20 protein-coding genes are annotated in these 23,634 nt (G+C 65.9%); 13 read left to right on the forward strand and 7 right to left on the reverse strand.

What is annotated here, in order from left to right; genetic code table 11:
- Positions 1–251 precede the first annotated feature (251 nt).
- Positions 252–1,178, forward strand: coding sequence for an ion channel (locus VA599_RS15620; RefSeq protein ID WP_346789416.1), 927 nt, complete (start codon positions 252–254; stop codon positions 1,176–1,178).
- Here the strand turns inward: VA599_RS15620 and VA599_RS15625 are convergent.
- A complete protein-coding gene (locus VA599_RS15625; RefSeq protein ID WP_346789417.1) occupies positions 1,175–2,965 on the reverse strand; it encodes an ATP-binding protein in 1,791 nt (596 codons plus the stop codon). The two genes, VA599_RS15620 and VA599_RS15625, sit on opposite strands and share 4 nt — an antisense overlap.
- A gap of 87 nt (positions 2,966–3,052) precedes the next feature.
- Entirely contained in the window at positions 3,053–4,396 is a 1,344-nt protein-coding gene (gene pssA, locus VA599_RS15630; RefSeq protein ID WP_346789418.1) for a CDP-diacylglycerol--serine O-phosphatidyltransferase, read from the reverse strand.
- Positions 4,397–4,581: 185 nt separating this feature from the next.
- Between pssA and VA599_RS15635 the strand changes: the two genes are divergently transcribed.
- Both VA599_RS15635 and parE read left to right on the forward strand, forming a co-directional pair.
- Positions 4,582–5,106, forward strand: a complete 525-nt coding sequence (locus VA599_RS15635; RefSeq protein WP_031296470.1) for an RNA pyrophosphohydrolase — start codon at positions 4,582–4,584, stop codon at positions 5,104–5,106.
- Between the two features lie 115 nt (positions 5,107–5,221).
- Complete coding sequence (gene parE, locus VA599_RS15640; RefSeq protein ID WP_346789419.1) at positions 5,222–7,189, forward strand: DNA topoisomerase IV subunit B; 1,968 nt, start codon at positions 5,222–5,224, stop codon at positions 7,187–7,189.
- Positions 7,190–7,253: 64 nt separating this feature from the next.
- Here parE and VA599_RS15645 read toward each other — a convergent pair whose 3' ends face one another.
- Positions 7,254–7,967, reverse strand: coding sequence for a hypothetical protein (locus VA599_RS15645; RefSeq protein WP_346789420.1), 714 nt, complete (start codon positions 7,965–7,967; stop codon positions 7,254–7,256).
- Between the two features lie 44 nt (positions 7,968–8,011).
- Here VA599_RS15645 and VA599_RS15650 point away from each other — a divergent pair, with 44 nt between their 5' ends.
- Positions 8,012–8,293: a hypothetical protein gene (locus tag VA599_RS15650; RefSeq protein WP_346789421.1), complete on the forward strand. Its 282-nt coding sequence runs from the start codon at positions 8,012–8,014 to the stop codon at positions 8,291–8,293.
- Between the two features lie 79 nt (positions 8,294–8,372).
- On the forward strand, positions 8,373–9,410 hold the full coding sequence (locus VA599_RS15655) for a methyltransferase (RefSeq protein WP_346789422.1): 1,038 nt from the start codon (positions 8,373–8,375) through the stop codon (positions 9,408–9,410).
- A 133-nt stretch (positions 9,411–9,543) separates the two neighbouring features.
- Here the strand turns inward: VA599_RS15655 and VA599_RS15660 are convergent, their stop codons facing one another.
- From VA599_RS15660 to VA599_RS15670, 3 genes are read right to left on the reverse strand one after another with little or no spacing between them, the layout of a single operon-like run.
- Complete coding sequence (locus VA599_RS15660) at positions 9,544–9,831, reverse strand: YciI family protein (RefSeq protein WP_021477453.1); 288 nt, start codon at positions 9,829–9,831, stop codon at positions 9,544–9,546.
- Between the two features lie 26 nt (positions 9,832–9,857).
- Positions 9,858–10,454, reverse strand: coding sequence for a short chain dehydrogenase (locus VA599_RS15665; protein WP_104946298.1), 597 nt, complete (start codon positions 10,452–10,454; stop codon positions 9,858–9,860).
- A 29-nt stretch (positions 10,455–10,483) separates the two neighbouring features.
- Positions 10,484–11,080: a short chain dehydrogenase gene (locus VA599_RS15670; RefSeq protein WP_221668391.1), complete on the reverse strand. Its 597-nt coding sequence runs from the start codon at positions 11,078–11,080 to the stop codon at positions 10,484–10,486.
- Positions 11,081–11,202: 122 nt separating this feature from the next.
- Between VA599_RS15670 and VA599_RS15675 the strand changes: the two genes are divergently transcribed.
- From VA599_RS15675 to VA599_RS15690, 4 genes are all read left to right on the forward strand, one after another.
- Complete coding sequence (locus VA599_RS15675; protein WP_205692454.1) at positions 11,203–12,069, forward strand: LysR family transcriptional regulator; 867 nt, start codon at positions 11,203–11,205, stop codon at positions 12,067–12,069.
- A 68-nt stretch (positions 12,070–12,137) separates the two neighbouring features.
- Complete coding sequence (locus tag VA599_RS15680; protein ID WP_021477457.1) at positions 12,138–12,695, forward strand: chromate transporter; 558 nt, start codon at positions 12,138–12,140, stop codon at positions 12,693–12,695.
- A complete protein-coding gene (locus VA599_RS15685) occupies positions 12,692–13,207 on the forward strand; it encodes a chromate transporter (protein WP_021477458.1) in 516 nt (171 codons plus the stop codon). Before VA599_RS15680 ends, VA599_RS15685 begins: the two co-directional genes overlap by 4 nt.
- A gap of 42 nt (positions 13,208–13,249) precedes the next feature.
- Positions 13,250–14,095, forward strand: a complete 846-nt coding sequence (locus VA599_RS15690) for a type 2 periplasmic-binding domain-containing protein (protein ID WP_231161629.1) — start codon at positions 13,250–13,252, stop codon at positions 14,093–14,095.
- An 18-nt stretch (positions 14,096–14,113) separates the two neighbouring features.
- Here VA599_RS15690 and fumC read toward each other — a convergent pair whose 3' ends face one another.
- Positions 14,114–15,499, reverse strand: a complete 1,386-nt coding sequence (fumC, locus tag VA599_RS15695) for a class II fumarate hydratase (protein WP_346789423.1) — start codon at positions 15,497–15,499, stop codon at positions 14,114–14,116.
- 149 nt (positions 15,500–15,648) lie between these two features.
- Here fumC and acnA point away from each other — a divergent pair, with 149 nt between their 5' ends.
- The 4 genes from acnA to dacB all read left to right on the forward strand — a co-directional run bounded on the left by acnA (position 15,649) and on the right by dacB (position 23,596).
- Entirely contained in the window at positions 15,649–18,321 is a 2,673-nt protein-coding gene (gene acnA, locus VA599_RS15700; RefSeq protein ID WP_346789424.1) for an aconitate hydratase AcnA, read from the forward strand.
- Positions 18,322–18,435: 114 nt separating this feature from the next.
- Positions 18,436–19,503 (forward strand): uroporphyrinogen decarboxylase, encoded by a 1,068-nt coding sequence (hemE, locus tag VA599_RS15705; RefSeq protein ID WP_346789425.1) that lies wholly within the window; start codon positions 18,436–18,438, stop codon positions 19,501–19,503.
- Positions 19,504–20,009: 506 nt separating this feature from the next.
- Entirely contained in the window at positions 20,010–22,193 is a 2,184-nt protein-coding gene (locus tag VA599_RS15710) for a primosomal protein N' (protein WP_346789426.1), read from the forward strand.
- Between the two features lie 11 nt (positions 22,194–22,204).
- Entirely contained in the window at positions 22,205–23,596 is a 1,392-nt protein-coding gene (gene dacB / locus VA599_RS15715; RefSeq protein WP_346789427.1) for a D-alanyl-D-alanine carboxypeptidase/D-alanyl-D-alanine endopeptidase, read from the forward strand.
- Positions 23,597–23,634 lie beyond the last annotated feature (38 nt).

The following is a 23,634-nucleotide window of genomic DNA, read 5'->3' on the forward strand; positions in this document are numbered from 1 at the left end:
GGACCGTGAAACGCCTTAGCGCCGATGATAGTGTGGCATTCGCCATGTGAAAGTAGGACACCGCCAGACGCCCCATACGCAAAACCCCAGCTCATTGAGCTGGGGTTTTTGCATTGCGCGCGCGAAACCTCCCCCAGGCAGCCCCGACCGAACCCCGGCGGGGCTTTCGCGTTTGCGGATGGCGTGGGCTGTCATTGACGCCTGAGCGCATCGCTCACACAATCAGCCATTTGCATTGAAGGACGCAGTCGATGGCGACTCGTACGAGCAAGCCGGCGCGGCGGATAGACGCGGGTGGCCGCAGCCTGTTCATTCACAGCCTGCCGCGGCACTCCCTGCACGATCTCTACCATTACTGCATGACTATCAGCTGGCCGCATTTCTATTTGTTTATCGCCGCGTCTTTCATCGCATTGAATCTGTTGTTCGCCGGGCTTTATCAACTGCAGCCCGGTGGCATCGCCAACCAGTTTCCGCAAGGTTTTCTCGGCGCCTTCTTTTTCAGTGTCGAGACCCTCGCCACCGTCGGCTACGGCGACATGCATCCACAGACGCTGTATACCCACTGGGTTTCAATGCTGGAGATCTTCATCGGCATGATGAGCATCGCGCTGATCACCGGCATGACGTTCGCGCGTTTTTCGCGGCCCAGGGCGCGCATCGTGTTTACCAATAGCCCGGTGGTGCGGCCCCTGAACGGCGAGCCGGTGCTGATGCTGCGCGCGGCCAATGCCCGCAACAATGTGATCATCGACGCCAGCGCCCGGCTGCGGTTGCTGCAGCATGAGACCACGGCGGAAGGGACGACTTTTCGCAAGCTGTATGACCTGGACCTGGTGCGCGACCAGCATCCGATGTTTGTGTTGGGATGGACGCTGGTGCACAAGATAGACGAGCGCAGCCCCTTGCACCGGCGCGATGCGGCGTCGCTGGCGGCGACCCGCGCGCAATTGATCCTGTCGGTCAATGGCATCGACGAGACCACCATCCAGCCCATGGTGGCCCGGCACACTTTTTCGCATCAGGATATTCGCTGGAATCACGCCTTCGCTGACCTGATTTACACCGACGAGGATGAAAACGACCATGTCGACTACCAGCGCCTGCAGGAGGTGAAACCATTGCCGTCCCGCGAGGATGAAGCGGAGAGGCGAGGGGCCGAGCGAGGGGGGGACTAGCTGGGATTTGCCGGAAAGTTGATGATGAAGGCGGCTCCCTGTCCGGGCTCGCTCTCCAGGCGGATGCGTCCTTTCAGGATGGCCTGGACGATGTTATGGACCAGCGCCAGCCCCAATCCCATGCCGCCTTGGCCCATCCGGGTGGTGAAGAAGGGGTCGAATACCTTGCTTTGAAGCTCGTGGCCGATGCCCTTGCCGTCGTCGGCGTAGATCAGGGTGAGTTCGTCCTGATCGCGTCCGATGTCGATGCGGATGGCGCCGCCGCCTTTTTCGTCGAAGCCATGGGCCAGGGTGTTGGCCACCAGATGGGAAACCAGCTGTTCCAGCGCGCTGGGATAGTTTTCAATGACCAAGTCGGTGGGAATCCGCAGCTCTATCCGGATGTGGGGATGGTGCTCGGCCGGCAACAGCGTCTCCAGCAGATTGGCCATGACTTTGGCGGGGTGGAAACTGCGTTTGGGCTGGTCCAGCTGGTCGACCGCGATCTGCTTGAACCGGCCGATCAGGTCTCCGGCCTGCTCGCTGTTGCGTTGCAGCAGCTCGCAGGTTTCGCCGGCTTTTTGCAGAAACTCCTGCAAGCCCTTGCGTGATAGGCGCTTTTCCGCGTCGTCGGCGGCGATGGCTCCGATGTCAGCGCGCATCTGAGACGAGCACAGCAGCACATTGCCTATCGGTGTGTTCAACTCGTGGGCCATGCCGGCCACCATTCGCGCGAGCGCCGCCTGCTTCTCGGCGATGCTGATCTGCTGCATCGCCGTTTGCAGCTCGGCGCCGCGCGCCGCGACTCTTTCTTCCAGATGGTTGTTCAGCAGCTGCAGCTCCGTCTCGGCCTGCTTACGCGCGGTGATGTCGGAATAGGTGCCTATCATCCGCAAGGGGCGGCCGTGGATATCAAGGCTGACCACCATGCCGCGCGCCAATAGCCAGATCCAGTCATCGCCTCTGCGGAAGCGGTGTTCCGAGACGAAAGAGCCTTCCGGCCGCTGAAGATAGCTCGCCAACTCGGCCTGGACGGCGGGAAGCTCGTCGGGATGCATGCGGGTCTGCCACAACTGGAAGCCGGTGATTTCGGCCGGAAAGAGGCCTAGCAGCTGCTGGCAGCGGCTGGAGAGGAAGACGCCTCCCTCGGATAGGTCCCAGTCCCATACGCCGTCGCCGGCGCCTTCCAGCGCGAAGTGCCAGCGCTCCTCGCTCTCGCGCAATGCTTGCAGCGCCTTGCGCTCGCCGGCGCGCAGCCGTTCGAACTCCCGGCGGACCCGCTCTGCCTCGTCGGCGCGCAGCGCGGCGTCTTCTTCCGCGCGGGCCTTGTCGTTATAGATTTGCCTGAGGTCGCGCTCCACCATCGCGCGGAACTGCGCCAGCAGCTGGCGGTAGGTGGCGTTGTAGGGATTTTCCTCACTGTCGAGCACGCAGATGGTGCCGAACACATCCTGATTGGGCCAGATCAGGGGCAGGCCCATATAGGAGATCATGCCCAGTTTGATGTCGGGGTTGTGGTCCCAGTCGAGGTCGGACAGGGCATTGGGGACGATGAGCTCGCCGCGGCGGGCCATCACGGTTTCGCAGTAGAGGCCGGTGCCCAGGTCGGCCAGTTCGTCTTCCTCGTAGGGATTGCCGTCGCTGCGGCTGGACAGGAAGACCTTGATCCGCGGCGGCTGCACTCGCATGATCAGCGCCGCCGGGATGCGCAGCAGCCTGGCCAGCAGGTCCAGCACTTCCTGCCATTTCTCGGCGTAGTCGTGGCCGACGGCGAGATTGGCGGTTTTTACGTCGACGGCGGCGCGCATCGGCCTCTCCACGTTGACTCCAGTCCACCGCTTAATCATAGCCGAGGGCAGTAAAAAACCCCGAGGGAGCGGGGCTGTGGGAGGCGCTTACAACATCAGGTTCAGCATTCGGTCTATTCGCACCCGGCTTAGCCGAGTGAGCAGCTTCTTGATCTGTTCGGGATAGACCCGCACGTCTTCCAGCTGGCGGTAATGCGAGAGCGGCGAGGCATGGCGGAGGATGCTTTGCTGTTCGGCATCGCTCTGCCCGCGCAGGGCGCCTTGCGGATCGCGCAGCAGCAGCGCGTTTTCCAGGTCCAGGCGGAAGGCCCGCGGGTTCAGGTTGTTGCCGGTCAGCAGAATATAGCGGTCGTCGCTCCAGATGCCTTTCAGGTGGTAGGTGTTGTCGCCGTCCTTCCACAGGTGGATGCGCAGCTGTTCCCGGCTCAGGTATTGACGCTGGCGCTTGGCGAAACGGCGCAGGTTCATTTCATACAGATAGGGCAGCGCGCCGATCACGCGGAAGGGCTGTTCCGGCGGAATGTAGAAGTCGTTGGCGGTCTTGTCGCCGACTACGATGTCGATTTCCACGCCGCGGCGCAGCGCGCGGTTGATTTCCAGAACCACCGCGCGCGGGAAATTGAAATAGGGCGTGCAGATGAACAACCGGCGCTGGGCGCTGGCGATCACATCCAGGATCGCGCGGTTGAGCCGATTGCCCTTGCCGATGCCGACCACGGGGCTGACCGCCAGATCGTTGGGCGCGGCGATGCGGTCCATGGAGGGGCGGTACTGGCTGTGGGCCAGCTTGTCTCGGAACTGGCGGATTTCCTTGCGTATGCTGCGGGTGGACGGCGTGGGCTTGTCCAGGCGGAACACGGCGGGGTCGTTGAAAAACTGCTCGTTCATGAAGCCTGCCATCGCATCGGCCAGCTCGGGACTGTGGAGCAAGTGGTAGCGGTCGAAGCGGTATTTGTCCAGCTTGTGCAGGTAGACGTTGTTCAGGCTGGCACCGCTGTAGAAAACGGTATCGTCGATGACGAAGCCTTTCAGGTGCAGCACGCCGAACAGTTCGCGCGTTTGCACAGGCACGCCGTAGATCGGGATGTCCAGATCGCGGCGCAGCGCCTCTTCCCGATACCAGCTGGCGTTGCAATGGGACTGATCCTCGCCGATGCGGCCGCGCTGCGCGCGGTGCCAGTCCACCATCACCCTCACGTCCAGCTGCGGGCAGCGCTGCTTGGCCTGATACAGCGCGTTCAGGATTTCCTGGCCGGCCTCTTCGTTTTCCAGATAGAGCGCGCACAGGTAAACCCGCCGCGTCGCCGCCGCGATGGCCTCCAGCAGACGGAGGCGGAAATCGGCCGTCTGCAGCAGCGTAGTGAAGTCCTCGGGCCGCAGTGGCAGCCAGGTCAGGCGGGACAGCGTGGGTCGGTTCAGCAGGGTTGCCATGAATGCGCAGTGGAATGACGTTCAATCGGCGAATCGTAGCATCGTTTTGGCGGTTTGGGGGAGTGCCCGCCTGGCCATGGTGATATGGGTCAAGCGGCATCGAGGCGAGGACGGAGCCGGCGCGCGTGGCAAGGCGGCGTGAAATGTGCAAAAATTCGGTAACTAACGAATTGCAGGTTTTTTCCATGCTGGACCGGGACGGATACCGCCCAAACGTCGGAATTATCCTCACCAACGCCAAAAACGAGGTGTTCTGGGGCAAGCGCGTGCGCGAACATTCCTGGCAGTTCCCGCAGGGCGGCATCAAGCCGGGCGAAAGCCCGGAAGCCGCGATGTACCGCGAACTGCTGGAAGAGGTGGGATTGCTGCCTCAGCACGTGAAGATCTTGGGGCGCACCCGGGATTGGCTGCGTTACGAGGTGCCGACGAATTGGGTACGCCGCGAATGGCGCGGCAGTTACAAGGGCCAGAAGCAGATCTGGTTCCTGCTCAGGCTGGTGGGGCGGGACAGCGACGTTTGCCTGCGGGCGACCAACCATCCGGAATTCGATGGCTGGCGCTGGAACGACTACTGGGCGCCGGTGGACGCGGTGATCGAGTTCAAGCACGACGTTTACGAGCGCGCGCTGTCCGAACTGGCGCGCTTCCTGCGCGGCGTGGAGAGCCATCACGCCTACCTGGCGCGCACCTCCACCCAGAGCGAGCAGTGAGCGGCGAACCACGCTTTTTGCAGTACAGCGACGGCGGGCGATGCCCGCTGTCTTCATTTGTGCCGCCCGTAGCGGGCGGCGTCGACGTGACGCGCCGACAGGGCAAGACCAGAACATGACTCAACAACAATACGACGAATCCTCGGTACGGGTGCTGAAGGGGCTGGAGCCGGTGAAAGAGCGGCCAGGCATGTACACCCGCACCACCGACCCCACCCATATCTGCCAGGAAGTGATAGACAATGCCGCGGACGAGGCGCTCGGCGGCTTCGCGCGCAAGATCGCTGTCACCGTCCATCAGGATGGCTCGCTTAGCGTGGAGGACGACGGCCGCGGCATCCCGGTAGGCCTGCATCCGCAGGAAGGCGTGGCGGTGGTGGAACTGGTGTACACCCGGCTGCACGCCGGCGGCAAATTCAACAAGAAGGATGGTGGCGCTTACGCCTTCTCCGGCGGCCTGCATGGCGTCGGCGTGTCGGTGACCAACGCGCTGTCCACCCGCCTGGAAGTGGAAGTGAAGCGCGAAGGCGGCGTGCACCGCCTGGTGTTTTCCGGCGGCGATGTGATCGAGCCCTTGGCCCGCATCGGCGACTGCGGCCCGCGCACCAGCGGCACCCGGGTGCGGGTGTGGCCGGACGGCAAGTATTTCGAAAGCCCGCGCTATTCGATGCAGGAGCTGGAGCGCCTGCTGCGCGCCAAGGCGGTGCTGCTGCCCGGCGTGGCGGTGACGCTGACGGTGGAGAAGCCGAGCGGCGACGAAGTGAAGGCGTGGCAGTATCCGGAAGGCTTGAAGAGCTATCTGTCCGAATTGTGCGGCGACGACGAGCCGGTGGCGCCGCTGTTCTCCGGCGAAGCCTATATCGGCGACGACCATGAGCAGTTCGCCAAGGGCGAGGGCGCGCAGTGGGCGATGGCCTGGTTCGAGGACGGCGCCAGCGGCGAGAGCTACGTCAATCTGATTCCGACGCCGGTGGGCGGCACGCACGAGGCCGGCCTGCGCGCCGGCGTCTACGACGCGGTGAAGAGCTTCATCGACCACCACAACCTGCTGCCGCGCGGCGTCAAGCTGATGGCCGAGGACGTATGGAGCCGCGTGCGCTTCGTGCTGTCCGCCCGCGTGCTGGACCCGCAGTTCCAGGGCCAGACCAAGGACAAGCTGACCAGCCGCGACGCGCTGAAACTGATTTCCGGCTTGGCGCGCGATCCGGTCGAACTGTGGCTGAACCAGCATGTGGAAGCTGGCAAGAAGATCGCCGAGCTGGCGATCCGCCAGGCGCAGAGCCGCCTCAAGTCGGTCAAGAAGGTGGAAAAGAAGAAGGGTTCCGGCGTGGCGGTGCTGCCGGGCAAGCTGACCGACTGCGAGAGCGAGGACATCGAGCGCAACGAGCTGTTCCTGGTGGAGGGCGACTCCGCCGGCGGCTCGGCCAAGCTGGCGCGCGACAAGGAATACCAGGCCATCCTGCCGCTGCGCGGCAAGGTGCTGAACAGCTGGGAGACCGACCGCGACCAATTGTTCTCCAATGCCGAAATCCACGACATCTCGGTGGCTATCGGCGTGGACCCGCACGGCCCGAACGACGCGCCGGACTTGTCCGGCCAGCGCTACGGCAAGATCGCCATCCTGTCCGACGCCGACGTCGACGGCTCCCACATCCAGGTGCTGCTGCTGACGCTGTTCTTCCGCCATTTCCCGCGCCTGGTTGAAAACGGCAACATCTACATCGCCCAGCCGCCGCTGTTTCGCGTCGACGTGCCGGGCCAGGGCAAGACCCGGCCGCCGCGCAAGTTGTACGCGCTGGACGAGGGCGAGATGACGGCCATTCTGGACCGCCTGCGCAGCGAGGGCGTGCGCGAGAACGCGTGGAGCATCTCCCGCTTCAAGGGCCTGGGCGAGATGAACCCAGAGCAGCTGAAGGACACCACGATGAACCCGGATACCCGCCGCCTGGTCAAGGTGCAGGTGCGCCCCGGCATGCTGCAGCAGACGCTGGACATGTTCGTGATGCTGATGGGCAAGGGCGAGGCGTCCAGCCGCCGCGGCTGGATGGAGGCCAAGGGCAACGAGGTGGAAGCCGACATCTGATCCGGCCGGATTCTCACGCTCTCCAACCCCGTCCGCCTGAAAAGGCCGGCGGGGTTTTTCACGGCTAGTCGAAGCGGGCGAGCAACTCCGCCATCTTGGCGCGGCCCTCGGGCGAGACGCAGGCCGCTTTCAACCGCGCCAAGGCTGCCGGGTCCTTTGACAAGGGATGGGCGCGCGACACATAGACAGCCATCGGCTCGCGGCTGATCGCCAGCTCCGCCCAGCGGTCCGCAGGGGCGGAAATCTCGCGCAACACGCGGCCGCAGCCCGGCCGCACGCACATCATCGCGTCCAGCCGGCCGATGCGCAGCATGCCCAGACCCTGGCGCATGTCGCTGACCAGCACCGGCTCCGCGCCGCTGCGGGCGATGAAGGCGTCCAGCGTATGGGTGCCGCGCAAGATGCCGACCGGGCGAAGTTTCAGATCGGCGGCTCGCAGCTCGCGCGTCCCGAGGCGGTAGACCACGGACAGGCGGATGTCGGCGGGGCGGCACAGCTCAAGCCCGAAGGCGTCCCGCTCCGGCGACGCGGTGATCAGCGCCAGCGCGTCGCGGCCGGCTTTCATGTCCTCCACCAGCCGCGGCAGCGGCCGGGTGTCCTGCTTCAGCCGCAGGCCGCTTTGTTGGGCCAGCCAGCTCAGGAAGCGCGGCGTCAGGCCGTCTCCGCTGGCGGCGTCGCCCCAGGGCTCTATTGCCTGGCTGTACGCTGGTATTGGCTCGGCATGGAGAAGGGGCAGGCACAGTAGCAGCGCCAGCCCGCTCCACAGGATGGGCTTCATGCGGCCTCCCGCGCTTGAGACTGATGCAGTATAGGCGGGCTTGGGTGCGAGTTCGTGGCCAGGCTGCCCGCGGCAAGCGCTTGAGCGCGGCGGCGAGAGGGTGGAGTGGGTTTGGAGGGGGCGGGGCATTTATCCGCGGCGGAATTTCCCGGATGCCAGCCTATTTTCTTCGGCAAAAATCGATGTCTGTGTTTTTTGATATTTGGTCTGGACTTTTTTTGAATATGGATGGTGGGATTTCGAGCGTGTGCTGGTTTGATTTTGTGGAAAGCAGGGTATTGATTTTTGAATATCTTCAAGTAATTGGATGCGTATATTTTTATTGATCAGTGCTGTTTTGGATAGAGGTAAGAGTGGTTTTTTGGTAAAATAATCGCTGTTGTCTTGATTGTGGAAAGGTATTTCATGTTCTCCTCTCCGCCTCCTGTTTCAACCGCGGTGAATAGCCATCGGCAATCGTCCTTGTTGCATGATTTGATGTATGGCCATATTTATGCGTCTGCCTTGAGGGCGGTTGTTTTTCATCATATCCCGGATGCTTTGGCTGCGGGGCCGCGTGGAGTAGAAGAGCTGGCAGCACAAACCGGCGTAATGGCTGAACCGCTGGAGCGAGTACTGCGGCTATTGGCCATGAAAGACCTGTTTCATAAAGAAGACGATGGGATGTGGGACCTGTCCCCTGCCGGACGCTCGCTCTGTTCGGATGCGGTTAATTCCCAGCGCGAGGCGGCGCTGTTATTCACCGATGAGATGTTTCGCCATTCCGCGGCGGGTTTGCCGAATACCTTGATGACAGGACTGCCGGGATTCGAGGTATTTCATGGCATGGAATTCTTTCCCTATTTGCGGGGACATTCTGAAAAGAACCAGGTTTTTGATAAGGCCATGGTTTCCATTACTGCCGGCGTCAATGAAAAGATCGCGCGCAGTTATCTCTTTCCGGAGACGGGGACGGTGGTGGATGTCGCGGGGGGAAGGGGGGGACTGCTGAAGGAGGTGCTCGCATTGCACCCCGGCTTGAGCGGGGTTCTGCTGGACCGGCCGGAAACCATCGCCAGTCACTTGCTGGATGGGGAGGCGCTCAAGGGGCGCTGCCGCATCGTGGCGGGGGATATTTTCTCGAATTTGACCGTGCAGGGGGATATCTATTTGCTCAAGAATGTTCTGCACGACTTTTCCGATGGGGACGCTGTGAAGATCTTGCGCAATGTGCGCAGCGCGATGCGTCCCGGCGCGAAGCTGTTGGTCATCGAGGCGGTCTTGCCAGACGACGGCTCCGCCCATCCGGCCGTTGCCTTGGACATCGTGATGCTGATGACGGTGCGGGGGCGAGAGCGAACGGAATCCGAATTCGACGCCCTGCTCGGTTCCGCGGGTTTCCGGATGAGTAGCGTTTTACCGACTTTGGCGCTGTCTTCGATTATCGAGGCCGAAGCGGTCTGACGCATCGCCGCGTCGAGTTCATGACAGACGGCCGCTCGGCGCGGGATGGCGCCGGCAGGCCGTTTCCGCTCTTGCATTTGGAGAGGCGTCAGTGTTGAACGGACCTAGCCTCGACAGCTGCGGGGATGCTGTTTCAGGCGAGCAGCGTTTGCAGATCTTCCCGAGCCGCCTTGATGTCGAAGTCGATGATCTGATACTCGGCGACGTCGTGCTGGAGGTATGAATCCTCCCCCAGTATCGCAAGCAGCGCCGCCTTGGGCATGGACCGAGCCAGGATGACGCCGCCCAAGCCGCTTTGCTTGGGGCCTGCGAACAGGATATTGCCCAAAGCCAGGTGGCGTTTTACCCATTCTCCGTGGCTTGGGATATGCGCTTCCACTTCGGCGGGTTTGCGGATATAGCTGATGTTGAGCAGATACATGCGTTTTCTCCTTTGGGGTTGGCGATTTACCAGACTTTGAAAACCTGGCCGGTTTCGACGCCCTCTACACTGCGTTGATAGGCGCGGGCGACGCGAGCCGCCGGCACGGCCTCGAAACCCGGGAAGTAGCTTTGCAACGGCTCCCATGACTCCTGCAGCACGCTTGGGCAAACCGCGTTGATGCGCAGCCCGGCCGCCAGCTCCACCGCCGCGCCGCGGGCGAAGCCCTCTATCGCGGCGTTGACGGCGCAGGCGTTGCTGCCGTGGCGCAGCGGGATTTCATTGCCCATGCCGCTGGTCAAGGTGATGGAGCCGCCGGCATTGAGAAAATGCTGGCCTATCAGGGCCAGGTTCACCTGGCCCATCAATTTGCTGTCCAGGCCGATGCGGAATTGCTCGGGCGTCATCTCTGCCAGCGGCCCCAGGTGCAGCAGTCCGGCGGCGCTGACGATGGCGTCGACGTTGCCTGTGCGTTCGAACAGCGCCCGTATGCTGTCAGGCTGGCTCATGTCGACGCGCAGCTCTCCGCTGTCGCGGCCGGCGGCCAGAACTTGATGGCGGGACAGCGCTTGTCGCACCGCGCGTCCTATGGTTCCGTTCGCGCCGACTAGCAGTATTTTCATATGCGGTTTCTCCTCAGTCATGGCGCGGCCTACCACACGGTAAGCGTCTGGCCGTTGGCGATGCCTTCCACGCTGCGCACGTAGGCCAGCGCGGCGCGCGCGGCCGGCACTGCTTCGAAGCCCGGGAAGTAGGGCGCGTAGCCGTCCCATGACTCCCGCAGCACATTGGGGCTGACCACATTGATGCGGCGGTCGCGGCCCAGCTCCAGCGCGGCGGCGGCGGCGAAGCCCTCCAGCGCGCGATTGACCGCAGTGGCGTTGGCGCCGTGGCGTATCGGCTGGGCGCTGACGATGCCGCTGGTCAGCGTGATCGAGCCGCCGTCGTTCAGATAGTGCTGGCCGGCCAGCGCCAAGTCGATCTGGCCCAGCAGCTTGTCGTTCAGGCCGATGCGGAAGTCGGCGGCGGTCATCTCCGCCAGCGGGCCGAAGTGCAGGCTGCCGGTGGCGCTGACGATGGCGTCCAGTCGGCCGGCCTGCTCGAACATCCGCTGCACGCTGGCGCTGTCGGTGATGTCGACGCGCAGATCGCCGCTGCCGCGGCCGGCGGTGATTACCTGATGGTGGGACAAGGCCTGATGCACGGCGCGGCCCAACGTGCCGCTGGCGCCTACGAGCAGAATCTTCATGGGTGTTCTCCATTGCGGGTTGCGATGTCTGCAGTGTGCGCGGATTCCCTGGATTGATTAATCCGCTATGATGAACAGGATTGATAACCTGGAGTTTTTAATCAGTGGATCGCCTGCTCAGCATGGAATTATTCGTCGCGGTGGTGGACAAGGGCAGCTTCACCGCTGCCGCCGATGCCCACCGGCTGTCCCAGCCCATGGTCGGCAAGCATATCGCCGCGCTGGAGGCGCGGTTGGGCGGCAAGTTGCTGGTGCGCACCACCCGTCGCCAGCAGTTGACCGAGCTGGGACAGCATTACTACCAGCGCTGCCGCGCCATCCTGGCCGATCTGGCCGCGGCCGATGACGCCGCCGCCTTGCTCAGGGAACAGCCGCGCGGCGTGCTGCGAGTCAATGCCTCGGTGACTTTCGGCACACTGAGGCTGGCGCCCTTGCTGGCGGAGTTCATGGCGCGCTATCCGGAGATCGGCGTGGAGCTGGAACTGAGCGATCAACTGGTGGATTTGGTGGCAGAAGGTTACGACGCGGTGTTCCGCATCGGCCATCTGGCCGATTCCGGCCTGGTGGCGCGCCGCCTTAAGCCGTACCGGATGATGATCGCCGCGTCGCCGGCGTATCTGGCGCGGCGCGGCAGGCCGGAGACGCCGGAGCAACTGGCGGAGCATGATTGCCTGGGCTTCAGCCGCTGGCGGCGCGACGACGGCTGGGACGCGCTGGCCAGGCTGCACGCCGCGCAAATCCCTTCCAGCCGCTTCCAGTGCAATCAGGGCCAGGCCTTGCGCCAGATGGCGCTGGCCGGCGCCGGCATCGTCTTGCAGGCGGAAACGCTGCTGGCCGACGATGTGGCGGCGGAGCGGCTGGTGTCCTTGCTGGACGGCTACCTGCCGGAGGCCAAACCCATGCACCTGCTCTATCCGGCCGACCGCCAGCCCTTGCCCAAGCTGCGGGTTTTCGTCGATTTCATCATCGAGCGGCTGGGCGAGCTGTGAGGGCTGGTGACCGCCCCTGTCAGAATTTCTCGTTTGTATAGTCTTCCGGCGGCGAGTAGTGTCAAGGCATGCATAGCGATCTGATTCTTCCCAGCCGGCGCGAGCTGTTCGCCGGCTTCTTCTCCATCGGCGTCAGCGGTTTCGGCGGCGTGCTGCCGCAGGCGCACAGCATGCTGGTGCTGAAGCGGCGCTGGCTGTCAGAGGCCGACTTCGCCGAGCAGCTGGGCCTGTGCCAGGTGCTGCCCGGACCCAATATCGTCAATATGGCGGTGTCGATCGGCGCGCGCTTCCATGGGCCGTCCGGCGCGCTGGCGGCGGTGTGCGGCCTGTTGCTGGCGCCGATGGTCATCGTGCTGCTGCTGGCTTCCGTCTACGGCCGCTACCGCCAGCTGCCGCTGGTGGAGCACGTGATGCATGGCCTGGCCGCGGCGGCGGCCGGCCTGCTGTTGGCGATGGCGTTGCGCCTGTTGTCCAGGCTGGAGCGGCGGCTGTGGAGCGCGCTGGTGGTGGCCGCCACCTTCGCCGCTATCGCGGTGTTCCGCCTGCCCCTGCTGTGGGTGCTGCTGGCTTCGGCGCCGCTGGCGCTGGCGCTGGCCTGGCTGAGCCGGGGGAGGATGGCGAAATGATTTTGCTGGTGCTGCTGTGGCATTTCAGCCTGATGTCGCTGCTGGCGGTGGGCGGCGCCAATGTGCTGCTGCCGGAACTGCAGCGGCTGGTGGTGGCCGAGGGCTGGATGAGCGCCGGCCAGTTCGCCGAGCTGTTCGCCATCGCCCAGGCCGCGCCGGGCCCCAATGTGCTGGTGGTCAGCCTGGTGGGCTGGCATGTGGCCGGCGTCGCCGGCGCGCTGGTCAGCATGCTGGGCATGTGTTTGCCGTCGTCGCTGTTGAGCTTCTACGTTTCCCGCTGGTGGACGGCCAACCAGGGCGGCGAGCTGGCCGGGCTGCTGTCGCGCGCGCTGCTGCCGCTGACGGTAGGGCTGGTGGGCGCCAGCGCCTGCCTGCTGCTGCAGGCGGCCAACCGCGACTTGGGCGGCTGGATCTTGAGCGCCGCGGTGGCGCTGCTGGCGTGGAAGCGGAACTGGAATCCGGTGTGGCTGCTGTTGCTGGGCGGCGCGGCCGGAGGCTTGGGCTGGCTGTAAACCGTTGCCATAATGGCCTTAGCGCTTCCGTAAGGGCGAGACATGGCGAAATTGCTGCGGATAGGGATGCTGTGCCTGTGCTGTTTGTGCGCGCGGGCGGAAGGCGTGTCCATCACTTACGCGCTGGTGTCAGGCGACAACGATCCGCATTGGCCGTATATCCAGGCCTTGCTGCAGCTGGCCTGCAGCGAGATGGGGCAGCGCTGCGCGCTGCTGGCCGCCCGCGACATGAACCAGGGCCGGGCGATGGAGCAGATGCAGCGTCCGGACAGCCGCGTGGATCTGTTCTGGGGCATGACCAGCCGCGAGCGCGAGCGCAAGCTGCTGACGGTGCGCATTCCGCTGGACAAGGGCCTGATAGGCTGGCGGGTGCCGCTGATCAACGCCGACCGGCCGCAACTGTTCAAGAGCGTCAAGACCTTGCCGCAGCTGGCGGCTTTCCGCGCCGGACAGGGGCAGGACTGGCCGGATACCCAGATCCTGCAGCATGCCGGCTTGCCGGTGCTGACCAGCCCTGACTATCCCAATCTGTTTTCCATGCTGCGCCAGCATCGCTACGATTACTTCCCGCGCAGCGTGATCGAGGTGCAGCAGGAGCTGGAGTCGCCCAACAGCAAGGGGCTGATGCTCGACCCGTATCTATTGCTGCACTACCCGACCGCCTTTTATTTCTTTGTTTCGCCGCAGCGGCCGGAATTGGCCCGCATGTTGCAGCAAGGGCTGGAGAAGGGCGTGCGCGACGGCAGCTTCGATCAGCTGTTCAAGGCGTTCAACAGCGACCATCTGCGCGAGCTCAAGCTATCCGGCCGCGCCATCATCGAATTGCCCAATCCGCTGCTGCCGGAAGCCACGCCGCTGGCGCGGCGCGAGCTGTGGTTCCATCCCTGAGCGTTCTCCAGGCCGGCGTCACACCATGTCCTCGGGCCTGACCCAGGCGTCGAATTGCTCGGCGCTCAGATGCCCCAGCGCCAGCGCCGCCTCGCGCAGCGTGGTGCCGTGATGGTGGGCGTGCTTGGCGATGGCGGCCGCCTTGTCGTAGCCGATGTGCGGATTCAGCGCGGTGACCAGCATCAGCGAGCGTTCCATCAGCTCGGCGATGCGCGCGCGGTTGGCCTCCATGCCGTCCACGCAGTGCTCGCGCAGGCTGTCCATGCCGTCGGCCAACAGCCGCGCGCTCTGCAGGAAATTGTGCGCGATCAGCGGCTTGAATACATTGAGCTCGAAGTTGCCGGATGCCGCGCCGATGGCCAGCGCCGCGTCGTTGCCCAGCACCTGGCAGCACAACATGGTCATCGCCTCGCACTGGGTGGGGTTGACCTTGCCGGGCATGATGGAGCTGCCCGGCTCGTTTTCCGGCAGCGTCAGCTCGCCCAGGCCGCTGCGCGGGCCGGAGCCCAGCCAGCGGATGTCGTTGGCGATCTTCATCAGCGCGGCGGCCAGAGTTTTCAGCGCGCCGTGGGCGAACACGAGCGGCTCGTGGCCGGCCAGCGCGGCGAACTTGTTGCCGGCGCTGGTGAATGGCAGGCCGCTGTCCTCGGCCAGTCTGGCGGCCACCGCGTCGCCGAAGCGCGGATCGGTGTTGAGGCCGGTGCCGACCGCGGTGCCGCCGACGGCCAGCTGGCACAGCATAGGCTGCGTGGCGCGGATCGCCTGTTCGGCCAGCGCCAGCTGCGCCGCCCAGCCTGACATTTCCTGGCCCAGCGTCAGCGGGGTGGCGTCCTGCAGATGGGTGCGGCCGATCTTGACGATGCCGGCGAAAGCCTGGGCTTTGGCTTCCAGCGCGCGCCGCAGCTGGCCCAGCGACGGCAGCAGCAGTTCGGCCACTTGCGTCGCGGCGGCGACGTGCATCGCGGTGGGGAAGATGTCGTTGGACGACTGGCCGCGGTTGACGTCGTCGTTGGGGTGGACCAGCCGGTCCGGTCCGCGCCGGCCGCCAAGCAGCTCCGACGCGCGGTTGGCCAGCACCTCGTTCATATTCATATTGCTCTGGGTGCCGGAGCCGGTTTGCCACACCGACAGCGGAAATTCGCCGTCGTGGCGGCCGGCCAGCACCTCGTCGGCGGCGCCGACGATGGCGGCGGCCTTGGCGTCGTCAAGCTTGCCCAGCTCGCGGTTGGCCTCGGCGCAGGCGCGCTTGACCCGGGCCAGCGCCTGGATCAGCTCCGGCGGCATCTTTTCGCTGGAAATATGGAAATGCGCGAGCGAGCGCTGGGTCTGCGCGCCCCACAGCGCGTCGGCGGGAACGTCGATCGGACCGAAGCTGTCGGTTTCGCTGCGTACGGTTTTCGTCATGCCATCATCCTTTCCTGTTCGAACTTGCGCCGGCAAAACCGGTCCTAACCTATCCTGATGCAGGATGTCAGACCCAGGCGGCGGATGCGTTCTTATCCGTCCTTCGCGGCCCAGCCGGCCTCTTTGGCCGGCGCTCACCGGAGTTCACCATGTCCCTGCAAGCGCAAGACAGTCTGCGAGATTTCCAATTGGCGTCCGGCCGCAGCGTCCGCTTTCATTCTCTGCCGGCGCTGGCCGAACTCGGCGTCGGCGATGTCGGCCGGCTGCCGGTGTCGCTGCGCATCGTGCTGGAGTCGCTGCTGCGCAATCTGGATGGCCAGCGTATAACCGAAGCGCATGTGCGGCAACTGGCCGGCTGGAAGCCCAGGGCCGAACGCAGCGAGGAAATCCCCTTCGTCGTCGCCCGCATCGTGCTGCAGGATTTCACCGGCGTGCCGCTGCTGTGCGATTTGGCTGCGATGCGCGGCGTCGCCGCCCGCTTCGGCAAGCCGCCGTCGGCGGTAGAGCCGCTGGTGCCGGTGGACCTGGTGGTGGACCACTCGGTGCAGGTCGACCATTTCCGCGAGGCGGGCGCGCTGGATCTGAACATGAAGCTGGAGTTCCAGCGCAATGCCGAGCGCTATCGCTTCATCAAGTGGGGCATGCAGGCCTTCGACACCTTCAAGGTGGTGCCGCCGGGCATCGGCATCGTCCATCAGGTGAACCTGGAGTACCTGGCGCGCGGCGTGCTGCATGATGGCGACGTCTATCATCCGGACTCGCTGGTCGGTACCGACTCGCACACTACGATGATCAACGCGCTGGGCGTGGTCGGCTGGGGCGTGGGCGGCATCGAGGCCGAGGCCGGCATGCTGGGCCAGCCGGTGTATTTCCTGACGCCGGACGTGGTGGGCGTGAACCTGAAGGGCAAACTCGCCGCCGGCGTCACCGCCACTGACCTGGTGCTGGCGGTCACCGAGCTGCTGCGCAAGGCCAATGTGGTGGGCAAGTTCGTCGAATTCTTCGGCGAGGGCGCGGCGTCGCTGACGTTGCCGGACCGGGCGACGCTGGCCAATATGGCGCCGGAGTACGGCGCGACCATGGGCTTCTTTCCGCCGGACGAGCGCGCCGCCGACTACCTGGCCGCCACCGGCCGCAGCGCCGAGGAAGTGGACGCCTTCCGCCGCTATTTCCAGGCGCAGCGGCTGTTCGGCATGCCGTTGGACGGCGACATCGATTACAGCGAGACCTTGGCGCTGGACCTGGCGTCCATCGTGCCCAGCGTCGCCGGCCCGCGCCGGCCGCAGGACCGCATCGCGCTGACGGAACTGAAGCCGCGCTTCGGCGAGTTGCTGCAGAAGCCGGCCTCCGCCGGCGGCTACGGCAAGACGCCGGGCGGCGCGGCCGCCGCAGGCCTGAAGCACGGTTCGGTGCTGATCGCGGCGATCACCTCCTGCACTAACACTTCCAATCCCGGCGTGATGCTGGCCGCGGGCCTGCTGGCGCAGAAGGCCGCGGCGCGCGGGCTGACGGTGGCGCCGCACATCAAGACCTCGCTGGCCCCGGGCTCGCGCGTGGTCACCGACTACCTGGCCAAGGCCGGCCTGTTGCCGGCGCTGGAGCGGCTGGGCTTCGGCGTGGTCGCCTACGGCTGCACCACCTGTATCGGCAACGCCGGTCCGCTGGCGCCGGCGATCGAGTCGGAAATCGCCGCCGGCGATCTGGTGTGCGCGTCGGTGCTGTCCGGCAACCGCAATTTCGAGGCGCGCATCCATCCGGCGATCAAGGCCAATTTCCTGATGAGCCCGCCGCTGGTGGTGGCCTTCGCCATCGCCGGCCGCGTCGACATCGACCTGGAGCGCGAGCCGCTGGGCGAGGGCTCGGACGGCCAGCCGGTGTTCCTGCGCGAGGTCTGGCCCAGCTTGGACGAAGTGGGCGCGGCGCTGGCGCAGACCGCCGATCCCGAAACCTACCGCCGGCTGTACCGCGATCTGGCCGACGCCAACCCGCTGTGGGCCGGCATCGCGGCGGCCACGGGCGAAACCTATGGCTGGGAGCCGTCCAGCTACATCGCCGAGCCGCCGTTCTTCGCCGATTTCGCGATGGACCCGGCCGCGCCCAAACCGGTGCGGGGCGCGCGGGCGCTGGCCATCTTCGGCGACTCGGTCACCACCGACCACATCAGCCCGGCGGGATCCATCAAGCCGTCGTCGCCGGCTGGTCTGTATCTGCAGGAGCAGGGCATCAAGCCGGTCGATTTCAACAGCTACGGCTCGCGCCGCGGCCACCACGAGGTGATGATGCGCGGCACTTTCGCCAATGTGCGCATCCGCAACCTGATGCTGCCGCCGGACGTTGACGGCCGGCCGGTGGAAGGAGGCTTGACGCTGCGGCAGCCCGACGGCGAGCGGCTGTCCATCTACGACGCGGCGATGGCCTACCAGGCCGAGGACACGCCGACCGTGATCTTCGCCGGCGAGGAGTACGGCACCGGCTCCAGCCGCGACTGGGCGGCCAAGGGCACGCGGCTGCTGGGCGTGCGCGCGGTGATCGCCAGGAGCTTCGAGCGGATACACCGCTCCAACCTGGTGGGCATGGGCGTGCTTCCCTTGCAGTTCCAGAGCGGAGACAGCGCCGCCGGCCTCACCGGCGACGAGACTTTCGACCTGGAGGGGCTGGATGGCGAACTGAAGCCGCGGCAGCAGGCGACGCTGGTGATCCGTAGTCCGGGCGGCCTGGAGCGGCGGCTGGCGCTGACGCTGCGCATCGATACGCCGGTGGAGGTCGACTACTACCGCCACGGCGGCATTCTGCCCTATGTGCTGAGGCAGATATTGGCGTGACCGCCTGCTGAAGACCGAGCAACGGCCGGGTTTCCGGCCGTTTTCATTTGTCCGCGCCGGCGGCAGGGTCGGCTGGGATATAATGCCCGCTGATTTCCATAGCCGCGTGATGCCATGACCCAGCTGAAAAACGATACCTTCCTGCGGGCCCTGCTGAAGGAGCCGGTCGAATACACTCCGATCTGGATGATGCGCCAGGCCGGCCGCTACCTGCCGGAATACCGCGCCACCCGCGCCCGCGCCGGCAGCTTCATGGGCCTGTGCACCAGCCCGGACTACGCCACCGAGGTGACGCTGCAGCCGCTGGACCGTTTTCCGCTGGACGCGGCCATTTTGTTTTCCGACATCCTGACCGTGCCAGACGCGATGGGCCTGGGCCTGTATTTCGCCGAGGGCGAGGGGCCGAAGTTCCAGCGCCCGCTGCGCGACGAGGCGGCGATCCGCGCGCTGGAGCCGGCCGACATGGGCAAGCTGCAGTATGTGTTCGATGCCGTCTCCAGCATCCGCAAGGCGCTGGACGGCCGCGTGCCGCTGATCGGCTTCTCCGGCAGCCCGTTCACGCTGGCCTGCTATATGGTGGAGGGCGGCGGCTCCGACGACTTCCGCCACGTCAAAGCCATGCTGTATAGCCGCCCGGAACTGCTGCACCACATCCTGGAGGCGAACACCCGGTCGGTGATCGCCTATCTGAACGCCCAAATCGACGCCGGCGCGCAGGCGGTGCAGATTTTCGACACCTGGGGCGGCGCGCTCAGCCATGCCGCTTACCGCGAGTTCTCCTTGGCCTACATGCAGCGCATCGTCGCCGGCCTCAAGCGCGAGGCCGACGGCCGCAAGGTGCCGGTGATCGTGTTCACCAAGGGCGGCGGCCAGTGGCTGGAAGACATCGCCGCCATCGGCGCCGATTGCGTGGGCCTGGACTGGACCACCGACATCGGCCAGGCGCGCGCGCGCGTCGGTGCCAAGGTGGCGCTGCAAGGCAACTTCGACCCCAACGCGCTGTTCGCCGAACCGGCGGCCATCGAGCGCGAAGTGGCGCGCATCCTGGCCAGCTATGGCCAGGGCAGCGGCCACGTGTTCAATCTGGGCCACGGCATCTCGCAGTTCGCCGATCCGGCCCACGCCGGCGCGCTGGTGGACGCGGTGCATCGGCTGTCGCGCGGCTATCACGGCGCGGCCTGACGCGCCGAAACGGGGCGGGCGGAAAACGCGCCGCCCCATGTCGGTGCGTTGTGACTGCCGCTTTGAGCAAAGTTGATTAAAAGACGCTGTTTTTTTAAGGATTTATTAATTTTCCCCGGAGCGACCGCATGGCCGAAGCCGGGGGTATTCAGCCGCTTGCCATCGTTCCTGTTGCATAAATTCACTTGCTGACAATATTGGCGCCTGGCTACGGGAAGATGCGGGTTGACAGCAGGCGCGGCTGGTGTTCTTCGAGTTATGCACACTGCCTAGACCCTGGGTCAAACCTTGTCAAGCGCGGCGGTTAAAAAAAATTAATATTCGTAAGTTGTTGAAATAAAAGAGATTTTACGTTTGATTAATTTTTGTGCAATCTAGTGGAAACACTGATTTCACGGCTTTTTGCCCGATATCACCATGGTTGTTCACAAAGTTATCCACAAGATCTGTGCACAGCGGATGCAAAGCCTTGTCGCAGCAGGGTTTGCATCTGGCGAGGGGCAATCATGAACGGGCCGGTCCGGATTCAGGTCGCGGTGGATGTGCCGTTGGCGGGAACGTTCAGCTACCTGACTGAATCGCCTGTCATGCCAGGCTCCCGAGTCAGTGTTTCCTTCGGCAATCGCCGCTTGTGTGGCGTGGTGGTCACGCCGATACCGGGGGAGGGTGTGCCCGAGCTCGACGCCGCCAGATTGCGGAGCATCGACGGCGTCCTGGATGGACTGCCGCCGCTGCCGGAAGAATTTCTCGCGCTGGCGCGCTTCGCGTCCGATTACTACCACCACCCGCTGGGCCAGACGCTGTTCACCGCGCTGCCCACCGGCCTGCGCGAGCCGCGCGATGTCATCAGGCCGGACCGTAGGCCGTTCATCCTGACCGACGCCGGCCTGAGCGAGGCGCCGCCGGCGCGGCAGCGCGCGCGGCTGGCCTTGTGGCAGGCGCTGCAGGACGGTCCGCTGGACCTGGCCGCCGCCAAGGCGGTGACGCCTCAGGCCGGCAAGCTGCTGGCCGACTGGCTGGCCGAGGGCAAGGCCGAGCGCGCGACGCTGGAGCCGCCGCCGCTGCGGCTGGGCGACGCGCCGGCGCTGAACGGCGAGCAGCAGGCGGCGCTGGACGCGCTGTCGGCGAGCGAGGGCTTCCAGCCCTGGCTGCTGCACGGTGTCACCGGCAGCGGCAAGACTGAGGTCTATCTGCGCCTGATCGCCGAGCAGCTGGTGGCGCGGCGGCAGACGCTGGTGCTGGTGCCGGAAATCAATCTGACGCCGCAGCTGATCAACCGCTTCGCCGACCGCTTCCCCGGCAGCCGCATCGTGGTGCAGCACAGCCACCTGGCCGACGGCGAGCGGATGCACGGCTGGCTGGACGCCTGGCACGGCGACGCCGACGTGGTGATCGGCACCCGGCTGTCGGTGTTCACGCCGCTGCCGCGGCTGGGCCTGATCGTGGTCGACGAAGAGCACGACGGCTCGTTCAAGCAGCAGGACGGCCTGCGTTACCACGCCCGCGACCTGGCGGTGTGGCGCGCGCGCCGCGCCGGCATCGCCATCCTGCTGGGATCGGCCACGCCCAGCCTGGAGACGGTGGCCAATGTCGAGGCCGGCCGCTACAAGAGGCTGGCGTTGAACCGGCGCGCCCACGGCGCGGCCAGGCTGCCCGACGTGCGGCTGGTGGACACCCGTCGCAAGAAGCTGGTCGAAGGCTTGTCCGAGGCGGTGCTGGAGGCGCTGAAGGCCAGGCTCTCGCGCAAGGAGATGAGCCTGGTGTTCATCAACCGGCGCGGCTTCGCGCCGGTGGTCGCCTGCACAGCCTGCGGCTGGACCAGCGGCTGCCCGCATTGCTCGGCCAAGCTGGTGGTGCACCTGATGGAGCGCAAGCTGCGCTGCCACCACTGCGGCTGGGAAGAGCCAGTGCCGCGCGCCTGCCCGGATTGCGGCGATCCCGACATCAAGCCGCTGGGCGAAGGCACGCAGCGGCTGGAGTCGGCGCTGCAGCGCATGCTGCCGGAGGCCAGGGTGCTGCGGATAGACCGCGACACCACCAGCCGCAAGGATGCCTGGGACGAGGTTTATCGCAAGGTGCACGGCGGGGAGGTGGACATCCTGGTCGGCACCCAGATGCTGGCCAAGGGGCACGACTTCGGCACCTTGTCGCTGGTGGCGGCGCTGGGCGCGGATGGCGGGCTGTACTCGGCCGATTTTCGCGCGTCGGAGCGCCTGTTCGCCCAGCTGATGCAGGTGGCGGGCCGCGCCGGCCGCGCCGACGCGCCGGGCGAGGTGTTGGTGCAGACGCAGTGGCCGGACCATCCGTTGTACCAGGCGCTGGCGGCGCATGATTTCGACGGCTACGCGGCCACATTGCTGAACGAGCGCCGCCAGGCCGGTTTTCCGCCATCCACCTTTCAGGCGCTGCTGCGCGCCGACAGCCCGGCGCTGGCCCAGGCCACCGCCTTTCTGCGCCAGGCGCGCGAGGCGCTGGAGCCGTTGGCCGAGGGTGTGCTGATTTCCGGGCCGGCGCCGGCGCTGATGGCCAGGCTGGCGCAGCGCGAACGCGCGCAGCTGGTGCTGGAGTCGCCGCGGCGCGGCGCGCTGCACCGGCTGCTTCATCAGTTGCCGCCGCTGCTGGATGGACTGGCCAAGACCCACGGCCGCGCGCTGCGCTGGTCGCTGGACGTGGATCCGCAGGAATTATGAGAGGAAACGATATGGCATTCGCGAAGTGGCCGGCCTTGCTGGCGCTGGCCTGCGCGCCGGCGCTGGCGCTGGATCTGCATGGCCTGAAACCGGATGAGATCGCCGTATGGGCGGCGCCGGTGGAGGGCGGCGAGCCGCTGGCCAGCCACCGGGCCGACGAGCCGGTCAACCCGGCCTCGACCATGAAGCTGCTGACCGGCTGGGCGGCGCTGAACCGGCTGGGACCGGACTACCGCTGGAAGACCGCGCTGCTGTCGGCCGCGCCGGTGGAGGGCGGCGCGCTGAAGGGCGATCTGTACTGGCTGGGCGGCGGCGATCCGCGCTTCGACAACGGCGATCTGCTGAGCCTGTTGTACAGCCTGCGGCTGCGCGGCATCCGCCAGCTGGACGGACAGCTGCTGCTGGACAAGCGCGTCTTCGGCAATATCGGCGGCGCCGAGGATTTCGAGGGTGACGCTGGCCGCGCCTTCGTCGTCGGCCCCGACACCCATCTGACCAATCTGAAAGTGGCCTGGTTGACCTTCTTCAACGACGGCCAGGGCGCGCGCGTCGCGCTGGACCCGCCGCTGGCGGGCGTAGAGCTGAGCGCATCGCTGAAGCCGGGGCCGGATGAGGCCTGCGCCGATGTGCGCCGCTTCGTCTCCATCGAGAACGACGGCCGCCGCGTGCGCGTGACCGGCAGCCTGCCGCCGGCCTGCGACGGGCAGCGCGCCTACGTCAACGTGCTGGGCCACGATGCGTTCGCCGGCCAGGACTTCGCCGCGCTGTGGGCGGCGCTGGGCGGCAGCGGGCCGCTGCGGGTGGCGCGCGGCCGGGCGCCGGACGGCGCGCGCGAGCTGGCCTCCTGGCAGTCGCAACCCCTGGCGGTGGCGCTGTCCGACATCAACAAGTACAGCAACAACACCATGGCGCGCACGCTGTTCCTGACGCTGGGGCGCGAGGCCGGCGGCGAGGACACCGCGGTGGCGGCCGAGCGCGCGCTGCGCGAGGAGCTGAGCCATCGCGGCATTGCCGACGTCGGCGCGCTGCGGCTGGAAAATGGTTCCGGCCTGTCGCGGCGCGAGCGGGTGACCGCCCGCTTGATGGGCGAGGTGCTGCTGGACGCCGCGCGCGGCCCGTACGCCGGCGAATTCATCGCCAGCCTGCCGATCGCCGCCACCGACGGCACGCTGAAGAAGCGTTTCGCCGGCCTGGGCCCGCGGCTGCGGATGAAAACCGGTACGCTGAACGACGTCAAGGCGCTGGCCGGCTACTGGCAGGCGGCCGACGGCAGGCGGCTGGCCATCGTCGCCATCGTCAACGGCCCGCGGGCGATGGAGTCGGGCAAGGCGTTGGACGCGGTGGTGGCCGACCTGGCGCGCGGCTTCAATACCGAAACGATGCGATCCAGCGCAAGGCGCTGAGCCGCGAACCCGGCTATAATCGTCGGCGATCGAATTTT

The organism is Chromobacterium indicum (assembly GCF_039708975.1).
Lineage (GTDB): Bacteria > Pseudomonadota > Gammaproteobacteria > Burkholderiales > Chromobacteriaceae > Chromobacterium > Chromobacterium piscinae.